The organism is Sphingobacterium sp. FBM7-1, assembly GCF_020687765.1.
Taxonomy (GTDB): domain Bacteria; phylum Bacteroidota; class Bacteroidia; order Sphingobacteriales; family Sphingobacteriaceae; genus Sphingobacterium.
On record NZ_JAJEWJ010000001.1, the window covers coordinates 563268 to 578856 of the forward strand.

Annotated in this window: 14 protein-coding genes and 1 tRNA gene; 10 read left to right on the forward strand and 5 right to left on the reverse strand. The window is 41.8% G+C overall.

The window, feature by feature from the left end:
* The first annotated feature begins 154 nt into the window (after positions 1-154).
* The 4 genes from LKO28_RS02755 (at position 155) to rimK (ending at position 3328) form a co-directional block, all read left to right on the forward strand.
* Positions 155-649 (forward strand): DNA-deoxyinosine glycosylase, encoded by a 495-nt coding sequence (locus LKO28_RS02755; RefSeq protein WP_227693172.1) that lies wholly within the window; start codon positions 155-157, stop codon positions 647-649.
* A gap of 62 nt (positions 650-711) precedes the next feature.
* Entirely contained in the window at positions 712-1890 is a 1179-nt protein-coding gene (locus tag LKO28_RS02760) for an AIR synthase related protein (RefSeq protein WP_227693174.1), read from the forward strand.
* Positions 1891-1925: 35 nt separating this feature from the next.
* Positions 1926-2336 (forward strand): ATP-dependent zinc protease, encoded by a 411-nt coding sequence (locus LKO28_RS02765; RefSeq protein WP_227693176.1) that lies wholly within the window; start codon positions 1926-1928, stop codon positions 2334-2336.
* A 56-nt stretch (positions 2337-2392) separates the two neighbouring features.
* Positions 2393-3328, forward strand: a complete 936-nt coding sequence (gene rimK, locus LKO28_RS02770; RefSeq protein ID WP_227693177.1) for a 30S ribosomal protein S6--L-glutamate ligase — start codon at positions 2393-2395, stop codon at positions 3326-3328.
* 57 nt (positions 3329-3385) lie between these two features.
* Here the strand turns inward: rimK and LKO28_RS02775 are convergent.
* Positions 3386-3469 (reverse strand) — tRNA-Leu (locus LKO28_RS02775).
* A gap of 63 nt (positions 3470-3532) precedes the next feature.
* The gene (locus tag LKO28_RS02780) at positions 3533-4411 is read right to left on the reverse strand and encodes an exopolyphosphatase (protein WP_227693178.1); all 879 of its coding nucleotides are present in this window, start codon (positions 4409-4411) and stop codon (positions 3533-3535) included.
* 124 nt (positions 4412-4535) lie between these two features.
* Between LKO28_RS02780 and LKO28_RS02785 the strand changes: the two genes are divergently transcribed.
* From LKO28_RS02785 to LKO28_RS02795, 3 genes are all read left to right on the forward strand, one after another.
* The gene (locus tag LKO28_RS02785; RefSeq protein WP_227693179.1) at positions 4536-5615 is read left to right on the forward strand and encodes an agmatinase family protein; all 1080 of its coding nucleotides are present in this window, start codon (positions 4536-4538) and stop codon (positions 5613-5615) included.
* Between the two features lie 195 nt (positions 5616-5810).
* Positions 5811-6107, forward strand: coding sequence for an HU family DNA-binding protein (locus tag LKO28_RS02790; RefSeq protein ID WP_227693180.1), 297 nt, complete (start codon positions 5811-5813; stop codon positions 6105-6107).
* Between the two features lie 471 nt (positions 6108-6578).
* On the forward strand, positions 6579-7052 hold the full coding sequence (locus LKO28_RS02795) for a helix-turn-helix domain-containing protein (protein ID WP_227693181.1): 474 nt from the start codon (positions 6579-6581) through the stop codon (positions 7050-7052).
* A 113-nt stretch (positions 7053-7165) separates the two neighbouring features.
* Here LKO28_RS02795 and LKO28_RS02800 read toward each other — a convergent pair whose 3' ends face one another.
* Positions 7166-7837 (reverse strand): tetratricopeptide repeat protein, encoded by a 672-nt coding sequence (locus tag LKO28_RS02800; protein WP_227693182.1) that lies wholly within the window; start codon positions 7835-7837, stop codon positions 7166-7168.
* A gap of 284 nt (positions 7838-8121) precedes the next feature.
* Between LKO28_RS02800 and lon the strand changes: the two genes are divergently transcribed.
* Together lon and rnhA are read left to right on the forward strand one after the other, a co-directional pair.
* Positions 8122-10581, forward strand: a complete 2460-nt coding sequence (gene lon, locus LKO28_RS02805) for an endopeptidase La (RefSeq protein ID WP_227693183.1) — start codon at positions 8122-8124, stop codon at positions 10579-10581.
* A gap of 67 nt (positions 10582-10648) precedes the next feature.
* Entirely contained in the window at positions 10649-11146 is a 498-nt protein-coding gene (rnhA, locus tag LKO28_RS02810; RefSeq protein ID WP_227693184.1) for a ribonuclease HI, read from the forward strand.
* Between the two features lie 25 nt (positions 11147-11171).
* Here rnhA and LKO28_RS02815 read toward each other — a convergent pair whose 3' ends face one another.
* Positions 11172-11906, reverse strand: a complete 735-nt coding sequence (locus LKO28_RS02815; protein ID WP_227693185.1) for an SIMPL domain-containing protein — start codon at positions 11904-11906, stop codon at positions 11172-11174.
* Positions 11907-12293: 387 nt separating this feature from the next.
* Here LKO28_RS02815 and LKO28_RS02820 point away from each other — a divergent pair, with 387 nt between their 5' ends.
* Entirely contained in the window at positions 12294-14483 is a 2190-nt protein-coding gene (locus LKO28_RS02820) for a glutamine synthetase III (RefSeq protein WP_227693186.1), read from the forward strand.
* A gap of 56 nt (positions 14484-14539) precedes the next feature.
* Here LKO28_RS02820 and LKO28_RS02825 read toward each other — a convergent pair whose 3' ends face one another.
* Positions 14540-15544 carry a PmoA family protein gene (locus LKO28_RS02825; protein WP_227693187.1) on the reverse strand — a complete coding sequence of 335 codons (1005 nt, stop codon included), beginning with the start codon at positions 15542-15544 and terminating at the stop codon, positions 14540-14542.
* Between the last annotated feature and the right edge of the window lie 45 nt (positions 15545-15589).

Genomic DNA, 15589 nt, shown 5'->3' on the forward strand with positions numbered 1-15589 from the left:
GTATTACCCCTTTCTTAACCTTTTAGGTCGCATCCGAACGTTTTACAACTGTACACATCCATCCTTAGCAATATCCCCAATGTAAAACATTCGAAGCGACGATTTTTTCGTCCTTTTTTTTCTAAAAAAGAACACAAAACACTACATTAGAAGTATGTTCAAAAAATCATTCGCTCCTATTATTCCTGCAACAAGCAAATTGCTCATTTTAGGCTCCTTACCGGGCGATCGATCGCTGCAGCAAAACGAATATTACGCACATCCACAAAACCGCTTTTGGAGAACACTCACCTTGCTCTTTGACAAACCCTTCCCCATCCATTACGCCGAGAAGATGCATTTATTACATCAACACCATATCGCTTTATGGGACGTTTGTAAAGCCGCTATCCGAAAAGGAAGCATGGACATGGATATTATGGAAGAACAGCCTAATAACATTGATCGCTTACTGCACGAACACCCAGAGATCCGTGTCGTTTGCTTTAACGGTCAAAAAGCACAAAAGTTATTCGATAAGTATTTTAAACGCCTTCCTCACCTTCAATATATTACTCTTCCGAGCACTAGCCCTGCAAATGCAAGTTTCAACCAAGAACGCTTGTTAGCAGCCTGGCAAATAGTTCAGACGATGGTAAGTAACTCCTGATCTGCTACTTTTTATCTTTCTGTTATAGGAATATCATTGGGTTTGTTATTTTTGCACATACGATGTCAGACTTAAAATACAACCAAAGGGGTGTGTCCGCCGGTAAAGAGGATGTACACAATGCGATCAAAAACATTGACAAGGGCTTATTTCCTAAAGCTTTTTGTAAAATCATACCTGATATATTAGGCGGAGACGAAGCTTGGTGCAACATCATGCATGCCGATGGTGCCGGAACCAAATCTTCATTAGCTTACGTTTATTGGAAAGAAACGGGAGACAGTTCCGTCTGGCGAGGTATTGCCCAAGACGCAATCATTATGAATGTGGATGACTTGTTGTGTGTAGGTGCAGTGGACAACATCTTGCTTTCCTCGACTATCGGACGTAATAAGAATCTAATCCCCGGCGAGGTAATTGCAGAAATCATCAACGGTACAGAAGATATTCTCGCTGAATTACGCCAGCTCGGCATTGGGATTTATTCTACGGGTGGAGAAACGGCAGATGTAGGCGATTTAGTACGTACCATTATCGTAGACAGCACGGTCACCTGTAGGATGAAGCGGGAAGACGTGATCTCGAACCACCGTATACAGGCAGGCAACGTTATCGTTGGACTAGCGTCTTACGGACAGGCAAGCTACGAAAACGCTTATAACGGCGGTATGGGGTCCAACGGTTTAACATCGGCCCGTCATGACGTTTTTCATAAATACGTAGCTGAAAAATATCCCGAAAGTTATGACCCTGCCGTTCCTTACGAATTAGTATTTTCCGGCGGCTGTCAATTAACAGACCTCATTAAGGTAGATGAAGATACCGATGTCACTGCAGGTAAGCTTGTACTCTCGCCTACGCGCACCTATGCTCCCGTGATCAAAACCATTCTCGACAAGTATCGTCAACAAATAGATGGAATGGTGCATTGCTCAGGCGGTGCACAGACCAAAGTATTACACTTTGTGGACGACGTTCATGTAATCAAGGATAATTTATTCCCAACCCCTCCGCTATTTGAACTTATACAAAAACAGTCCAATACCAATTGGGAGGAGATGTATAAAGTCTTTAATATGGGGCATCGCATGGAACTCTACGTTCCGCAAGAAATTGCCGAAGATATAATTCGCATATCCGAATCATACGGTATACCTGCTCAAATAATAGGTCGTGTGGAAGAGGCTACTGCTAAAAAAGTGACCATCCGTTCCACCCATGGAGAATTTATCTATACCTAAAGTAAAGAAGATAAACCACTAAATTGTGCTAAGCGATGCAAGAAAAACGTCTCATTGGCCGCATTGAAATCGTAGATTTACCCGAGTTGGGACTCTACGATATTCCTGCAAAAGTAGATACGGGTGCCGAAACTTCGGTATTGCATTGCGATCAGTTTGAAATTTTCGAAAAAGACGGCCATCGCTATATCCGGTGTACCATACAAGGGCACCCCGATTTCACTTTCCTCATTCATAGGGAGCGAGTGGTGAAAAGCTCTTTTGGCCAATCTGAAACACGGCACATATTTATAACGAAGATTAAATTATTCGATAATCTCTTCGACATCAAACTATCCGTAAGAGACCGTTCTTCCATGTCTTATCCCATGCTGCTCGGCAGAAACTTTATTAGCGGCAAGTTTATTGTGGATGTTTCCCACGATTATCTGGCAAAGAATATATAAAGATCCGAAGAAACTTATCCGTGCTTCATCTGTTTTAACTATAAAAAACAATTCCAGTGAACATTGCTGTATTATCAACAAATAAAAATCTGTATTCGACTAAGCGCTTAGTAGAAGCCGTGCAATTCCGTGGCCACCATTGCGAAGTAATCGATCACAGTAAGTGTTATGTAGGGATTCAACAAGGGAAACCCACCATTCACTACAGAGGTCAAGATTTAGCCCATATTGATGCCATCATCCCTCGCATCGGTTCTTCCTTAACATTCTACGGGTCGGCTATCGTACGCCAATTTGAAGTAATGAATGTGGTATCAGCCAACCCGAGCCAAGCCATTACACGTTCGCGTGACAAATTGCGTTGTATGCAAATCCTTTCGGGTGCTGGCCTGGGGCTTCCTATAACCGGTTTTGCACGATCCGTTTCTGATGTGGATGATTTGATCAATATGGTTGGCGGCGCCCCCTTGGTCATCAAGCTATTGGAAGGAACACAAGGCATAGGAGTTGTCTTGGCAGAAACCAAAAAAGCTGCTTCGTCGGTTATAGAAGCTTTCTACGGATTAGGAAACAATATCCTCATACAGGAATATATCAAAGAAGCCAAGGGAACCGATATAAGGGCTTTTGTTGTAGATGGAAAAGTAGTAGGTGCCATGAAACGCACGGCTCGGGAAGGCGAGTTTCGATCAAATCTCCATCGAGGTGGAACCGCAGAAATCGTCAAATTAACCCGCCAGGAAAAACATACTGCCGTATCTGCAGCTAAAGCCATGGGACTTACTGTAGCGGGAGTAGATATGCTTCCTTCTGCTCGCGGACCACTTATCTTAGAAGTCAATTCATCGCCGGGTTTAGAAGGCATTGAAACTGCCACCGGAAAAGACATTGCAAACGAAATCGTGAAATACCTGGAAGGGCAATATGCAATTACACAAGCAGCCAAAGCCGTAAGCACCAAACGCAAAGTAAAAAAAGAGAGTAAGCTATAAACAACTTAAGCATAAAAAAAGAGGTCAATAATGACCTCTTTTTTTATTTTATTCCAGTGCCCAGGAGCAGATTCGAACTGCCACGCCCTTGCGAGCGCCACCCCCTCAAGATGGTGCGTCTACCAATTTCGCCACCTGGGCATTGCGCTAGCAAAAGTAATGCTTTTTAGGACATTTGAAAAAGAAATTTCGGCATTTTTACGATTATTTCTGTAAGTTCTTGTCTATCAAAGTCTGAATAATTCCATCCACTAAACCCACCCTAGGCGCTACAATATTCTTTAAACGCCCTATCCGCATAATAGTAAGAAAAATTTCTGCAGCGGGAATAATAACATCTGCCCTATCCTGCTTCAATCCCAATACATGAATACGGTCTTTAAGAGAATATGCATTTAAATGCTCATAAATAGCCCGTAGTTTGGCGTATGACATCGGTTTATCTGCCTTCTCGTTGGCAATCCGGGAAAGCTTATTGATATTCCCTCCTGTTCCTATTCCATATATGTGTTTATACTTTTTGGTATGTTCTTTTACCCAACCCCGCATATCATCCCAGGTTTCTGTTTTATCCTGATTATCCAATATGCGGATTGTTCCCAAATTAAAAGATTTAGATGCAACCAAAGTTCCGTAAGCAAATAGGGAAATCTCTGTACTTCCTCCTCCGACATCAATATAAAGATAGACTTTATCCGAATTCATCTGGTCTTGGAGATGACTGCTATAGATAATCCGTGCCTCCTTTCCCCCATCTATAATTTGGATATCTACACCAACTTGCTGACAAGCTTTTATAATGTCCGCTCCGTTGTCTGCCTCCCGCATAGCAGAGGTTGCACAAGCCATATACTCCGAAACCCGATAAACATCCATTAAATTTCTAAACGCCTGCATCGTTTTCACCATATTATCAAATTTTGGCACGGAAATATGATGATGGATAAAGGCATCATCCCCTAAGCGCAGGGGTACACGAATAAGTGCTTCTTTTTTAAACTGTATGGGTTCAATTTCCCGGTTGACTTCCGCAATCAATAATCTGACCGCGTTAGATCCAATATCTATAGCTCCGTATCTCACAGACGACAAGTTTGATGATCTGAATTACCTCTTTAATAAAGTACAATATTAATAAATCCAATATTAATATTGTATTAAGTTATACATCTTCTATTATCTTTACCCCTAAATTTAATCATAACCCATGTCTACAAAAGAACAAAAGATAGCAAATTTTGATCCGTCGCAACCTGGACTGGCCGATGCGAGTATCTATGGTTTACCCTTTGACGCAGCTGAAAGCGAAATTATCATCGTCCCTGTACCTTGGGAAGTTACGGTAAGTTATGGCGCAGGAGCCTCGCTAGGACCCGACGCGATTATGGACGCGTCCTTTCAGGTAGATTTGCTCCACCAAGAGTTTCCAGATCTCTGGAAATTGGGCATTTACATGGATGAAGCGCCCGGCGAATGGACGACCAATAGTGAGCGGTATAAAAAGCTCGCCCAGCCGATTATAGAAGCATTGGAAGCAGGAAGCGATATCCAAGAAAATCCAGCGCTTGCTACAGATTTAGCCCGAATAAACGACGCTTGTGAAACACTAAATAATACGTTGCAGCAGCGCGTGTCCGAATGGCTAGCTAAGGAAAAAAAAGTTATCCTACTAGGCGGAGACCATTCTACACCTCTCGGATACTATCGGGCTTTGGCAGCTCAATATGCAGATTTTGGTATTCTTCATTTTGACGCACATATGGATCTTCGTGTTGCCTACGAGGGTTTCACTTATTCCCACGCCTCCATCATGTACAATGCCATTCAAATACCACAAATCAGCAAATTAGTACAGGTAGGTATACGTGATTTTTGCGACCAGGAAGTGTCCGTTGTGAAATCATCGGATAAAGTACATGTATTTACAGACGCCGATCTTAAAGCAAAACAATTTGAAGGAAAAACTTGGCGACAACAAGTAGATGAAATGATTGAGCTACTTCCCGAAAACGTAGTAGTGAGTTTTGACATCGACGCCCTGAACCGCTGGTACTGTCCAAATACCGGAACCCCCGTTCCTGGAGGATTATCTTATGAGCAGGCAACGTATATGTTAAGTGTCCTAGCCCATTCGAATAAGCGTATCATTGGAATCGATTTAGTAGAAGTAGCTCCGGGCGAAAACGATGAATGGGATGGAAATGTAGGTGCTCGCTTATTATTCCACCTATGTGGTGTTTTCGCTAAAAATAACGGATTAAATACCGGGAAACCCATCACATTTTAAAGAAAGAAAAAAAGTTATTATTCTCCCGCATTAATTTTGCGATAAGCGATATTATATTTATATTCGAGCCGAGAGCAAAGATAAGCCTGATAAGATAGCCATAGCAGAGTTGAGTGAAGATTAGACTATTATCTAAAATTAATATTTGTGGCATAGAATTAGTACATACACTATAAATCTTAAACTTGAATAATAATGAACAAAACAGACTTGATTAAGCATATTGCCAGCGAGGCTGGAATTACGCAGTCACAAGCAGAGAAAGCCGTTAATAGTTTTACGGGAGCTATATCTTCCTCTTTAGCAAACGGTGAAAACGTTACCTTAATCGGTTTCGGTACTTTTGGTATATCTGATCGTGCTGCTCGCAATGGTAGAAACCCGCAAACAGGAGCTACTATCAAAATAGCTGCAAAAAAACTCCCGAAGTTTACGGCGGGAAAAGCGCTTAAAGAAGCGGTAGATTCGCCTAAAAAAGGAAAGAAAAAATAGCATATTCGTAGTAAAAAAATAGGGAGCATGGCTCCCTATTTTTTTGTTACCTATTTTTGGAAACAACTTACGGCAGCCCCGTATGACGTGTATACTTAGCGGATTTTTTTACGAGGCTGCGTAAGTTGGGGCTCTTTTTGAATCGTAGCGGTAGCAAGTCTATGTGCTTTCCATCTGTACCGGGCTGTGTGTAACGGTATGAGAACACACTACAAACGGGCACATAGACTAACATCTACCACCATTCATCAAATGACTACCTTTTTGAGACTTTGATCTCAATATCTTTAAGAACATTAATTTTTTATCAAGTCTATTCTTAGCAGGTCTCAGTTTACTAAAAGTATAATACGGTTTGCATAGCTAAGAAATGGTTTCTATTTCAAATATACAATATTCTTTTCTAATAGCAAATAATTATATGAAATTTATTTGTACAAATTTTGCGCAAACAATAATTCTATTTGCGTTGTGCAGCATATCAATCAAGATATACTAATTAGCATCGGCGCTATACTTCGTGCCCGACGCGAGAGATTGTCCTTATCATTGAATGATATCGCTAACATGACAGGGCTCACGGTTAATACAATTTCTGCCCTCGAAAAAGGAAAAGGATCTACCATAAATAATTTTATCCTTATTTGCCGCGCCTTAAAGATACAACCCAAAGAGGTTTTTATCAACGACATCGAACTCACACCCTTGTACAACCTGCCACCATCTACGAAGCGTAGAATCGATATCACTAAAAAATTAGACGAGCTCGTCAATAATAGTGATTTCTTCCATACGCCTAAAAGGGTTGCGGAGGTTATCGAAGAATTGGATTCTGATAAAAGTGACAGTAATAAATTCTCCGTCTATCTTAGCACCTACTGTAAAGAAGGTGAACTGGAATACATTAAAGAGGGAAACATCAAACGCTATGTAAAAAAGAAATAAGCCTCTTTGTGTCAAGACAAATAGGCTTATTTCTTTTGCGGCTGATGTAGGTTAATAAAAAAGACCACCCAGTATGGGGTGGCCTTTATAGCTATATAAGGAGTGCTATATTGTTATTTCAAGTTATCCCGATAAACCTTCGCTTTCTTTACCTCGGTTTGAATGTCTTTACGCGATGCATCGTAACTTAATACCTTCTCGTAATCGGCAACCGCTTTGTTATATGCGTCGGTAGCTTTTTGTTTATTATAATTCGTCGCCCCCGATGTACCGGTTAAAATACCAAGATCACGATAAGTTACCGCCCGGTTTTGATAAAGTTTCGCATCGTTCGGTGTAATCGTTAAAGCCTTACTATAATCTTCAATCGCTGTTTTTAGCAGCTGCTCTTTTGCTGAGAGATCCAATTTACTATCGCTAGCCACTGCTAAGTTACTACTGGCCTTTCCTTTATAATAATAAGCTGATGTATGTTTAGCATCCAAAGCAATGACTTTTCTAAACGTCTCGATCGCCTTGTTGTAATCTCCATTATGGAATTGAGAATACCCTAACAAATACTGTACATCCGGATCATTAGCTTCGCTTGGAAGAGCTTTTTGCAAATGGGAAGCTGCTGCCTTAAAATCACCTTCCAATAACGCTTTCTGTCCGAGCCGAACATTTGGGTTGTTGTGTTGAGCCTGCTCTTGCGCTTGCACTGTCAACGTAAATAGAGCAAGCGTAGCCGAAGCTAAACCTAACTTCACTGCTTTCCATGAGTTATTCAAAAATCTCCGTTTCATATAATTTTTTTTATTCTGCTTTACTAATACTGTGTCATTGGAATAAATCTCCGCTAAATAGTTTAACAACACAACGCGAAGTTATAAACATTTCCACATTTCCTCCTAAACTATTTAACTTCCTCACCTGGTCCATTCTGACGATTTAACAGGTTTCAACGTTTATTAACATAAATGATACCAAATTTTAAACTTGGCATTTCTCTTGCAATTACTCCATCCGATATTATTATCGCAACAATTAGGAAAAGTTCTGACATATTGTCGGAAGAACATACGCATATATGAATAAAAACGACACATTTGATATCAAACAAGTATTTTCTGTCATAAACGAGGATACGGAATTTTTTCCGTTATTGAGCTCGCAGGATGAAGAAGAAATGAGCAAAGCCGATATACCCGAAATATTACCCATACTTCCTTTACGCAATACGGTCCTTTTTCCTGGAGTGGTCATTCCAATTACCGTTGGGCGCGACAAATCCATTAAACTTGTCAAGGAAGCTTACAAAGGAGATCGTACCATTGGCGTGGTGTCTCAAAAAGACATGAACATTGAAGAGCCCACACTCGATCAACTTCATAAAATTGGGACGGCAGCAAACATTATCAAAATCCTGCAGATGCCAGACGGCAACACTACGGTTATCATCCAAGGTCAACAACGATTTAAAATCACCGAAATGGTTTCTACCGACCCTTATCTAAAAGCTAAAGTAGAAAGGGTTACGGAAGATAAACCAAAAGTCTCCAGCAAAGAATTCAAGGCATTAATTTCTTCTATCAAAGAAATGGCCTTGCAAATCATCCAGCTTTCTCCCCACCTGCCTAGCGAAGCTGGCATGGCCATTAAGAATATTGAGAGTCCGACGTTCCTAGTGAATTTTATTTCGTCGAATATGTCGCTCGAAATCAATCAAAAGCAGGAGTTGCTAGAGACCAAAGACTTTGTAAAGCGCGCTCAAATCTTATTAGAGCACCTTACGACCGAAATTCAGATGCTGGAGTTGAAGAACCAAATCCAAAACAAAGTCCGGGTAGATTTAGACAAACAGCAACGGGACTATTTCCTAAACCAACAGCTAAAAACCATTCAAGAAGAGTTGGGTGGCAACACGCCAGATTTGGAAATGCAGGAACTCGAAAAAAGGTCGAAAAGTAAGAAATGGCCGGCAGAGGTAGAAAAACATTTCCACAAAGAGCTGGAAAAACTAGGACGTATTAATCCGGCTGCGGCAGATTATTCCGTGCAGATCAATTACCTGGAACTCCTATTGGATTTACCTTGGGGAGAATATACCAAAGACAATTTCGATTTAAACCGAGCCATCAAGGTGCTAGATAAAGATCACTATGGACTAGAGAAGGTAAAACAACGTATTATTGAGTACCTGGCCGTATTGAAACTAAAAAATGACATGAAAGCGCCGATCCTTTGCTTAGTAGGACCTCCGGGAGTCGGGAAAACCTCGCTCGGAAAATCTATTGCAAAAGCCTTAGGCCGTAAATACACACGAATGGCCTTAGGTGGTGTACGCGATGAAGCAGAAATCCGTGGGCATCGAAAAACCTATATAGGCGCAATGCCTGGACGCATCATTCAGTCCCTTAATAAAGCTGGAACCTCCAATCCCGTATTTGTTTTAGATGAGATCGATAAATTAGGTGCGGACTTTAAAGGAGATCCCTCATCAGCTTTACTAGAAGTATTGGATCCCGAGCAAAACACGAATTTCTATGATCATTACGTAGAAATGGAATACGACCTTTCTAAGGTGATGTTTATCGCAACAGCCAATTCACTGAACAGTATTCAACCTGCTTTGTTAGATCGCATGGAAATCATCGAAGTAAATGGTTATACCATCGAAGAAAAGAAAGAAATCGCTAAAAAACACCTGCTCCCTAAGCAGCTTCAGCAACACGGACTGACAAAAAAAAATCTTTCTTTATCGAGTAGCATCAATGAAAAAATTATAGAAGAATACACCCGCGAGTCTGGCGTTCGGGGATTGGAAAAGAAAATTGGTTCCATTGTACGCGGCGTGGCAACACGTATCGTTATGGAAAAAGCGTACAACACCAAAATAAACGCCCAGATGGTGGAGGAAATCCTTGGCCCACCAATATTCGACAAAGATTTATATGAGGACAATGAGATCGCAGGCGTTGTTACTGGATTGGCTTGGACAGCCGTGGGCGGCGACATTCTATTTATTGAATCCAGCTTGAGTCCAGGAAAAGGAAAATTAAGCCTTACTGGTAATTTGGGCGATGTCATGAAAGAATCCGCAGCCATCGCGATGGCCTACCTCCGCTCCCATGCAGAAGCATTCGGTATCGACTACCACGTCTTCGACAAATGGGACGTCAACATCCACGTGCCCGCCGGAGCCACGCCAAAAGACGGCCCGTCGGCAGGTATCACGATGCTAACAGCTTTAACCTCACTTTTTACACAACGAAAAGTCAAAGAAAAGCTGGCCATGACCGGTGAAATTACTCTACGCGGCCGTGTACTTCCTGTAGGTGGTATACAAGAAAAAATATTAGCCGCAAAACGCGCCAATATTAAAGACATCATCTTGTGTAAAGCAAACGAGAAAGATGTCTTGGAAATCAAAGAAGATTACATCAAAGATTTAAGGTTTCATTATGTAACCAAAATGGCCGAAGTTATTGAGATCGCACTTTTAAAAGAGAAAGTCAAACATCCCAAGGAGCTGAATAGAACAGATTAATATTTTAAGCCCGCAAATTCCACGCGGGCTTTTTTTGTAATAACAGATATTCTTATTTTTGGCATTCATGATCGAACTTTATACAGACGGCGCCTCGAGCGGCAATCCCGGTCCAGGAGGATACGGCACTATTTTAAGAACCATTTATCAAGGTAATAATGCAGCATACCAAGGTAAACTGATTGAAAAAGAATTCTCTGGAGGTTTTCGAAAGACCACAAATAACCGAATGGAGCTTTTGGCCGTGATCATTGGGCTGGAAGCACTCAAAAACAGTAAGCAAAACGTAACCATATATTCCGATTCCAAATATGTCATCGATGCGATTGACAAAAAATGGGTGTATGGTTGGATGCAAAAAGGGTTCGCCGGAAAAAAGAACCAAGACCTCTGGATGCGGCTAATGAATCTCTATAGACAACACCACATCAAATTAGTCTGGGTCAAAGGGCACGCAGGACACCCACTCAACGAGCGCTGTGACCAGCTCGCCGTAAAAGCGTCTAAGGATAAAGCCAATTGGCAAATAGACACCGTTTTTGAAGCGACCAACGGAGGCGTCTAACGATTAAAAGATCCTATCAACCTTTTTAGCGAGCAGTATAACTCGCTCTAACGGTAATATTAGCTGTTTTATTCCGCGCCGTCGTATTAAATGCTCCGCCATAAGAATACTCTTCATTATCATTTTGGCCAGTTATCTGGAAGATCCCCAGATCAGCCTTCACGAGATCCCCAAGTGATGACCCTGCCTCGGTAGCGATATTAGAAGCACGCTGTTTAGCATTTTCAGAAGCCTGGGAAATCAGCTCCAATTTCAGATCTTCCAATTTTGAAAAATAGTAGTTCGGCGAATTAGAGCTCAATTCGATACCTTGAGAAATCAACGCAGAAATCTCTCGCGAAGCATTATCTACCTTATCCAGATCTTTGGATTCCACAGTTACGTTTTGGGACAGGTTATACCCCGTAAAGGTATTGTAACTATTTCCCTGCCCGTCGGAATGATAGGAAAATTCCCGATTAATATTAACCGCATTAAAAACAATTTCTTGCGGATTGATTCCCTGCTGCTCCAAAAATTGTCGTACTAAGTCCCTATCTTGCTTCAATTGTTCGGAAGCTACACTTAAATCCATCGATTTACGGTTAAACGATGCGGACCATTTTACAATATCCGATTCAAAATTCTTTTTAGCATTTCCCGTCACATTGATGGTGCTGCTGATTTTATACTTAAACTTATAAGCATTCGCCAAAACGACAGCAAAAATAACAAAAGCCAAGCCACCGATCAGCGCCATTAATAAACCATTTGATTTCATATGTATTTTTACCTTCACCTTCTCCAACTTTCATGCCTATTTCCGATAAACCTCACCTTCGACACGTGCGTTGCTTAAAATATAGCCTACTACTGGATATACCCTTTCAAGCGAAACAGATTCATCACATCCACCCGAGTTTCGTCTCCGCGACACAAAAATCTTGACAAAGACAAACAACCACTAAAAAAAAACAATACACCCATCAAATAAACCCACAAAAAAAATCAGATTTCACAAAAAAACTCACTATTCACAAAAAATTACACAAAAATCCAACATAAACACGATAAAAATTCAGTTTTTTTCAATTTTTCTATTGTATTTATCAAAATAAACGTACTTTTACAACGAAATAACAACCCAAACTAAAAAATATCAAAAAAAATGTCAAGCCCCAGATTTAAAGCAGCAGAGTTAGCCATATCCCGTCCAGCGGAAGATATGGAGAAAGTGGAGTCATTAAACCCCACCAGTATCTACGGGAAAAATGTATTTACCATTGCGAAGATGAAGAATTATCTTTCGAAAAGTACATACAACGAGCTTGTTCAGACAATTGATGCCGGCACGAAGATTTCACGCGAACTTGCCGACGAAATTGCACAGGCCATGAAAACGTGGGCTATTAGCAATGGTACCACGCATTATACCCACTGGTTTCAACCTTTGACAGGAACTACAGCAGAGAAACACGACGCTTTCTTCGAACCCGATTCGAACGGCGAAGCAATTGAAAAATTCTCCGGCGATTCTTTGGCACAACAAGAACCCGATGCATCTTCCTTTCCAAGTGGTGGTATCCGGAATACTTTCGAAGCACGTGGTTATACTGCTTGGGATCCTTCCTCTCCTGCCTTTATTTTCGAAACTGCAGCAGGCAAAACACTATGTATTCCAACGGTATTTGTTTCTTATACCGGCGAATCTTTAGATTATAAAGCTCCTTTATTAAAAACGATAGAAGCGATTAACAAGGCTGCCACAGACGTGGTACAATATTTTGATAAATCCGTTACCAAAGTAAACGCCTCACTCGGTATAGAACAAGAATATTTCTTAGTAGATCTTTCCTTATTTCATGCTCGCCCGGATCTTCAATTTACCGGACGCACACTTTTCGGTCACATGTCTGCAAAAGGTCAGCAATTGGAAGACCATTACTTCGGAGCCATCCCAGAGCGCGTACTCGCGTATATGGTCGATTTGGAGAATGAAGCATTAAAACTAGGCATTCCACTCAAAACGCGACACAACGAGGTAGCACCATCCCAATTTGAGTGTGCGCCGATGTTCGAAGAAATCAACTTAGCAATTGACCACAACCAATTGTTAATGAATCTTATGGAGCAGATTGCTGTTCGTCACCACTTTAAAGTATTATTGCACGAGAAACCTTTCAGTGGTATCAACGGATCCGGTAAACATAATAACTGGTCATTAATTACCAACACCGGCATCAATCTACTTTCTCCCGGTAAAACACCGAAAAACAACCTGATGTTCCTGACGTTTTTCGTCAACACCATCAAAGCAGTATACGAGCACGCCGATTTACTGCGCGCATCCATTGCCAGCCATAGTAATGACCACCGCTTAGGAGCAAACGAAGCCCCTCCGGCAATTATTTCTATATTTTTAGGCTCACAATTAGACGAAATCCTAGAAGAAGTAGAATCTGCACGCGTTGCGAAAAAGGTTAAAAACGACACCAATTTATGGCACGGTATACCTAAGATTCCAGATTTGAAACTGGATAATACTGATCGTAACCGTACCTCACCATTTGCGTTTACCGGCAATAAATTCGAATTCCGTGCCGTAGGTTCCTCAGCAAACTCGGCGTTACCAATGATCGTCCTTAATGCCATTGTTGCCAACCAACTTATCGAGTTTAAAACAGAAGTAGACAAGCAAATCAAAAAAGGCACGAAAAAAGACCTTGCCTTGCTGAATGTTATCCGCAGATATATCAAAGAATCCAAAGCAATCCGTTTCGAAGGTAACGGTTATAGCGAAGAGTGGGCACGTGAAGCAGAGACGCGCGGACTTTCTAACATAAAATCGACGCCCAAAGCGCTAGATGTATATGTGAAAGAAGAAAATCTCGCGTTGTTTGAGCGACTCGCCATCTATTCAAAACGCGAGTCCGAAGCGCGTCATGAGATCTTATTAGAGAACTTCTACAAGAAACTCCAAATCGAAGCACGTATCATCGGTGAAGTAGTCACCAGTCAAATTGCGCCAGCATGCTTTATTTATCAAAACGAACTCATCCAAAATGTCCGTGGATTAAAAGACCTAGGACTGCCGAAGGAATCATACAGCTCCCAGCTCAATTTAGTGGAACGTATCTCTAAACACACCAATTTGATTTTGGAAAAATCAGAAGAAATGCGTCAATCCCGTAAACAAGCAAACAACATCGAAGATGTTCGGGAACGTGCGATTGCCTACGACGAAGAGGTTAAACCTTACTTCGACGAAATTCGTTACCACGTAAATAAACTAGAGAAAATTATCGATGACAATAAATGGCCTCTGCCGAAATTAAGAGAACTTTTATTCTTGCGATAAACAAGACTACACATCTTGCAATATAGACAAGAGACTGCTTTCATAAAGGCAGTCTCTTATTTTTTGGTCGCAAAACTCAGCCACTGGCCTTCCATCGTCTGCGCATCCTGCATTCCGTCAAACACCACTAATCTGTACTGTAATACATACGTATAACCCGGTTCCAAAAGCCAATCTCGATCTTTGGTTGGTGAAAAGTTAATAAATACATTTTCTCGTCCCTTATTCGCCTCGCTATCCCAGATACGTAAAGGCTCCGGGTGATTAAAGTTATCCGGGTGCGACAAGATCGCCATTCCCCCATATCCGTTTTCGCCCAATCCCCCCTGCACCATACACCAACGAGCTCGACTACCGTCCGTATCCCCGCGCGTATTCCCTTCAGACGTCAGGACGCTACTGTTCTCGGGCCCCCAAGACGCAACAGCCCGCCAGCCTAAGCCACCGTACCGATAGCTAAGCAAGCGTAACGGATACACTGTGGCACACTCCAACTCCATGCGGATATCGATCCAATAATAACTTTGCTGTCCGTCCGGCACATGGAGGCGCACCATTTGCCGCTCCTCAAGAGCTGTCTCTTCCCTTCCGTCCGCCCCAAACACCACATGATTATGTTGTACCGTATAACTCGCCGTCCGACCCTCCACTTCATGATCCAGTATCCGGGCAAAACGAACCGTCCCCTCCTTTTTACGAAGATTCCAAAAATCCACTGTATCTCCTCGGAACACCGTCTGCGTCCAAGGATTCCAGATTCCATAATGATGATAGTGATCGGCCGGCTGAATCCGGGTGAGCTGCTCCCCTTTCAAAGTGCGAACTGGATGGATAAAACCGCTCCGCTGATAACTGCTATCCTGCCCCTTTGGCGGATACACCGTATTGAACTGATACGTAAGTAAGGGCTGCGTCTGGTGGAAAATAGTCAATACACTATCAATAACCAATCGCAGACTATCCGTCGGGGGACGCTCTTTGCCATAGGCGTACATACTTAGTAAATTGGTCCACACTATACCTATCAACGTAAACGTGCATGCTATCTGGCGGTTCTTCATCGGAATAAATTAAAAACAATCTATACAAACTTAGCTTTTTATATG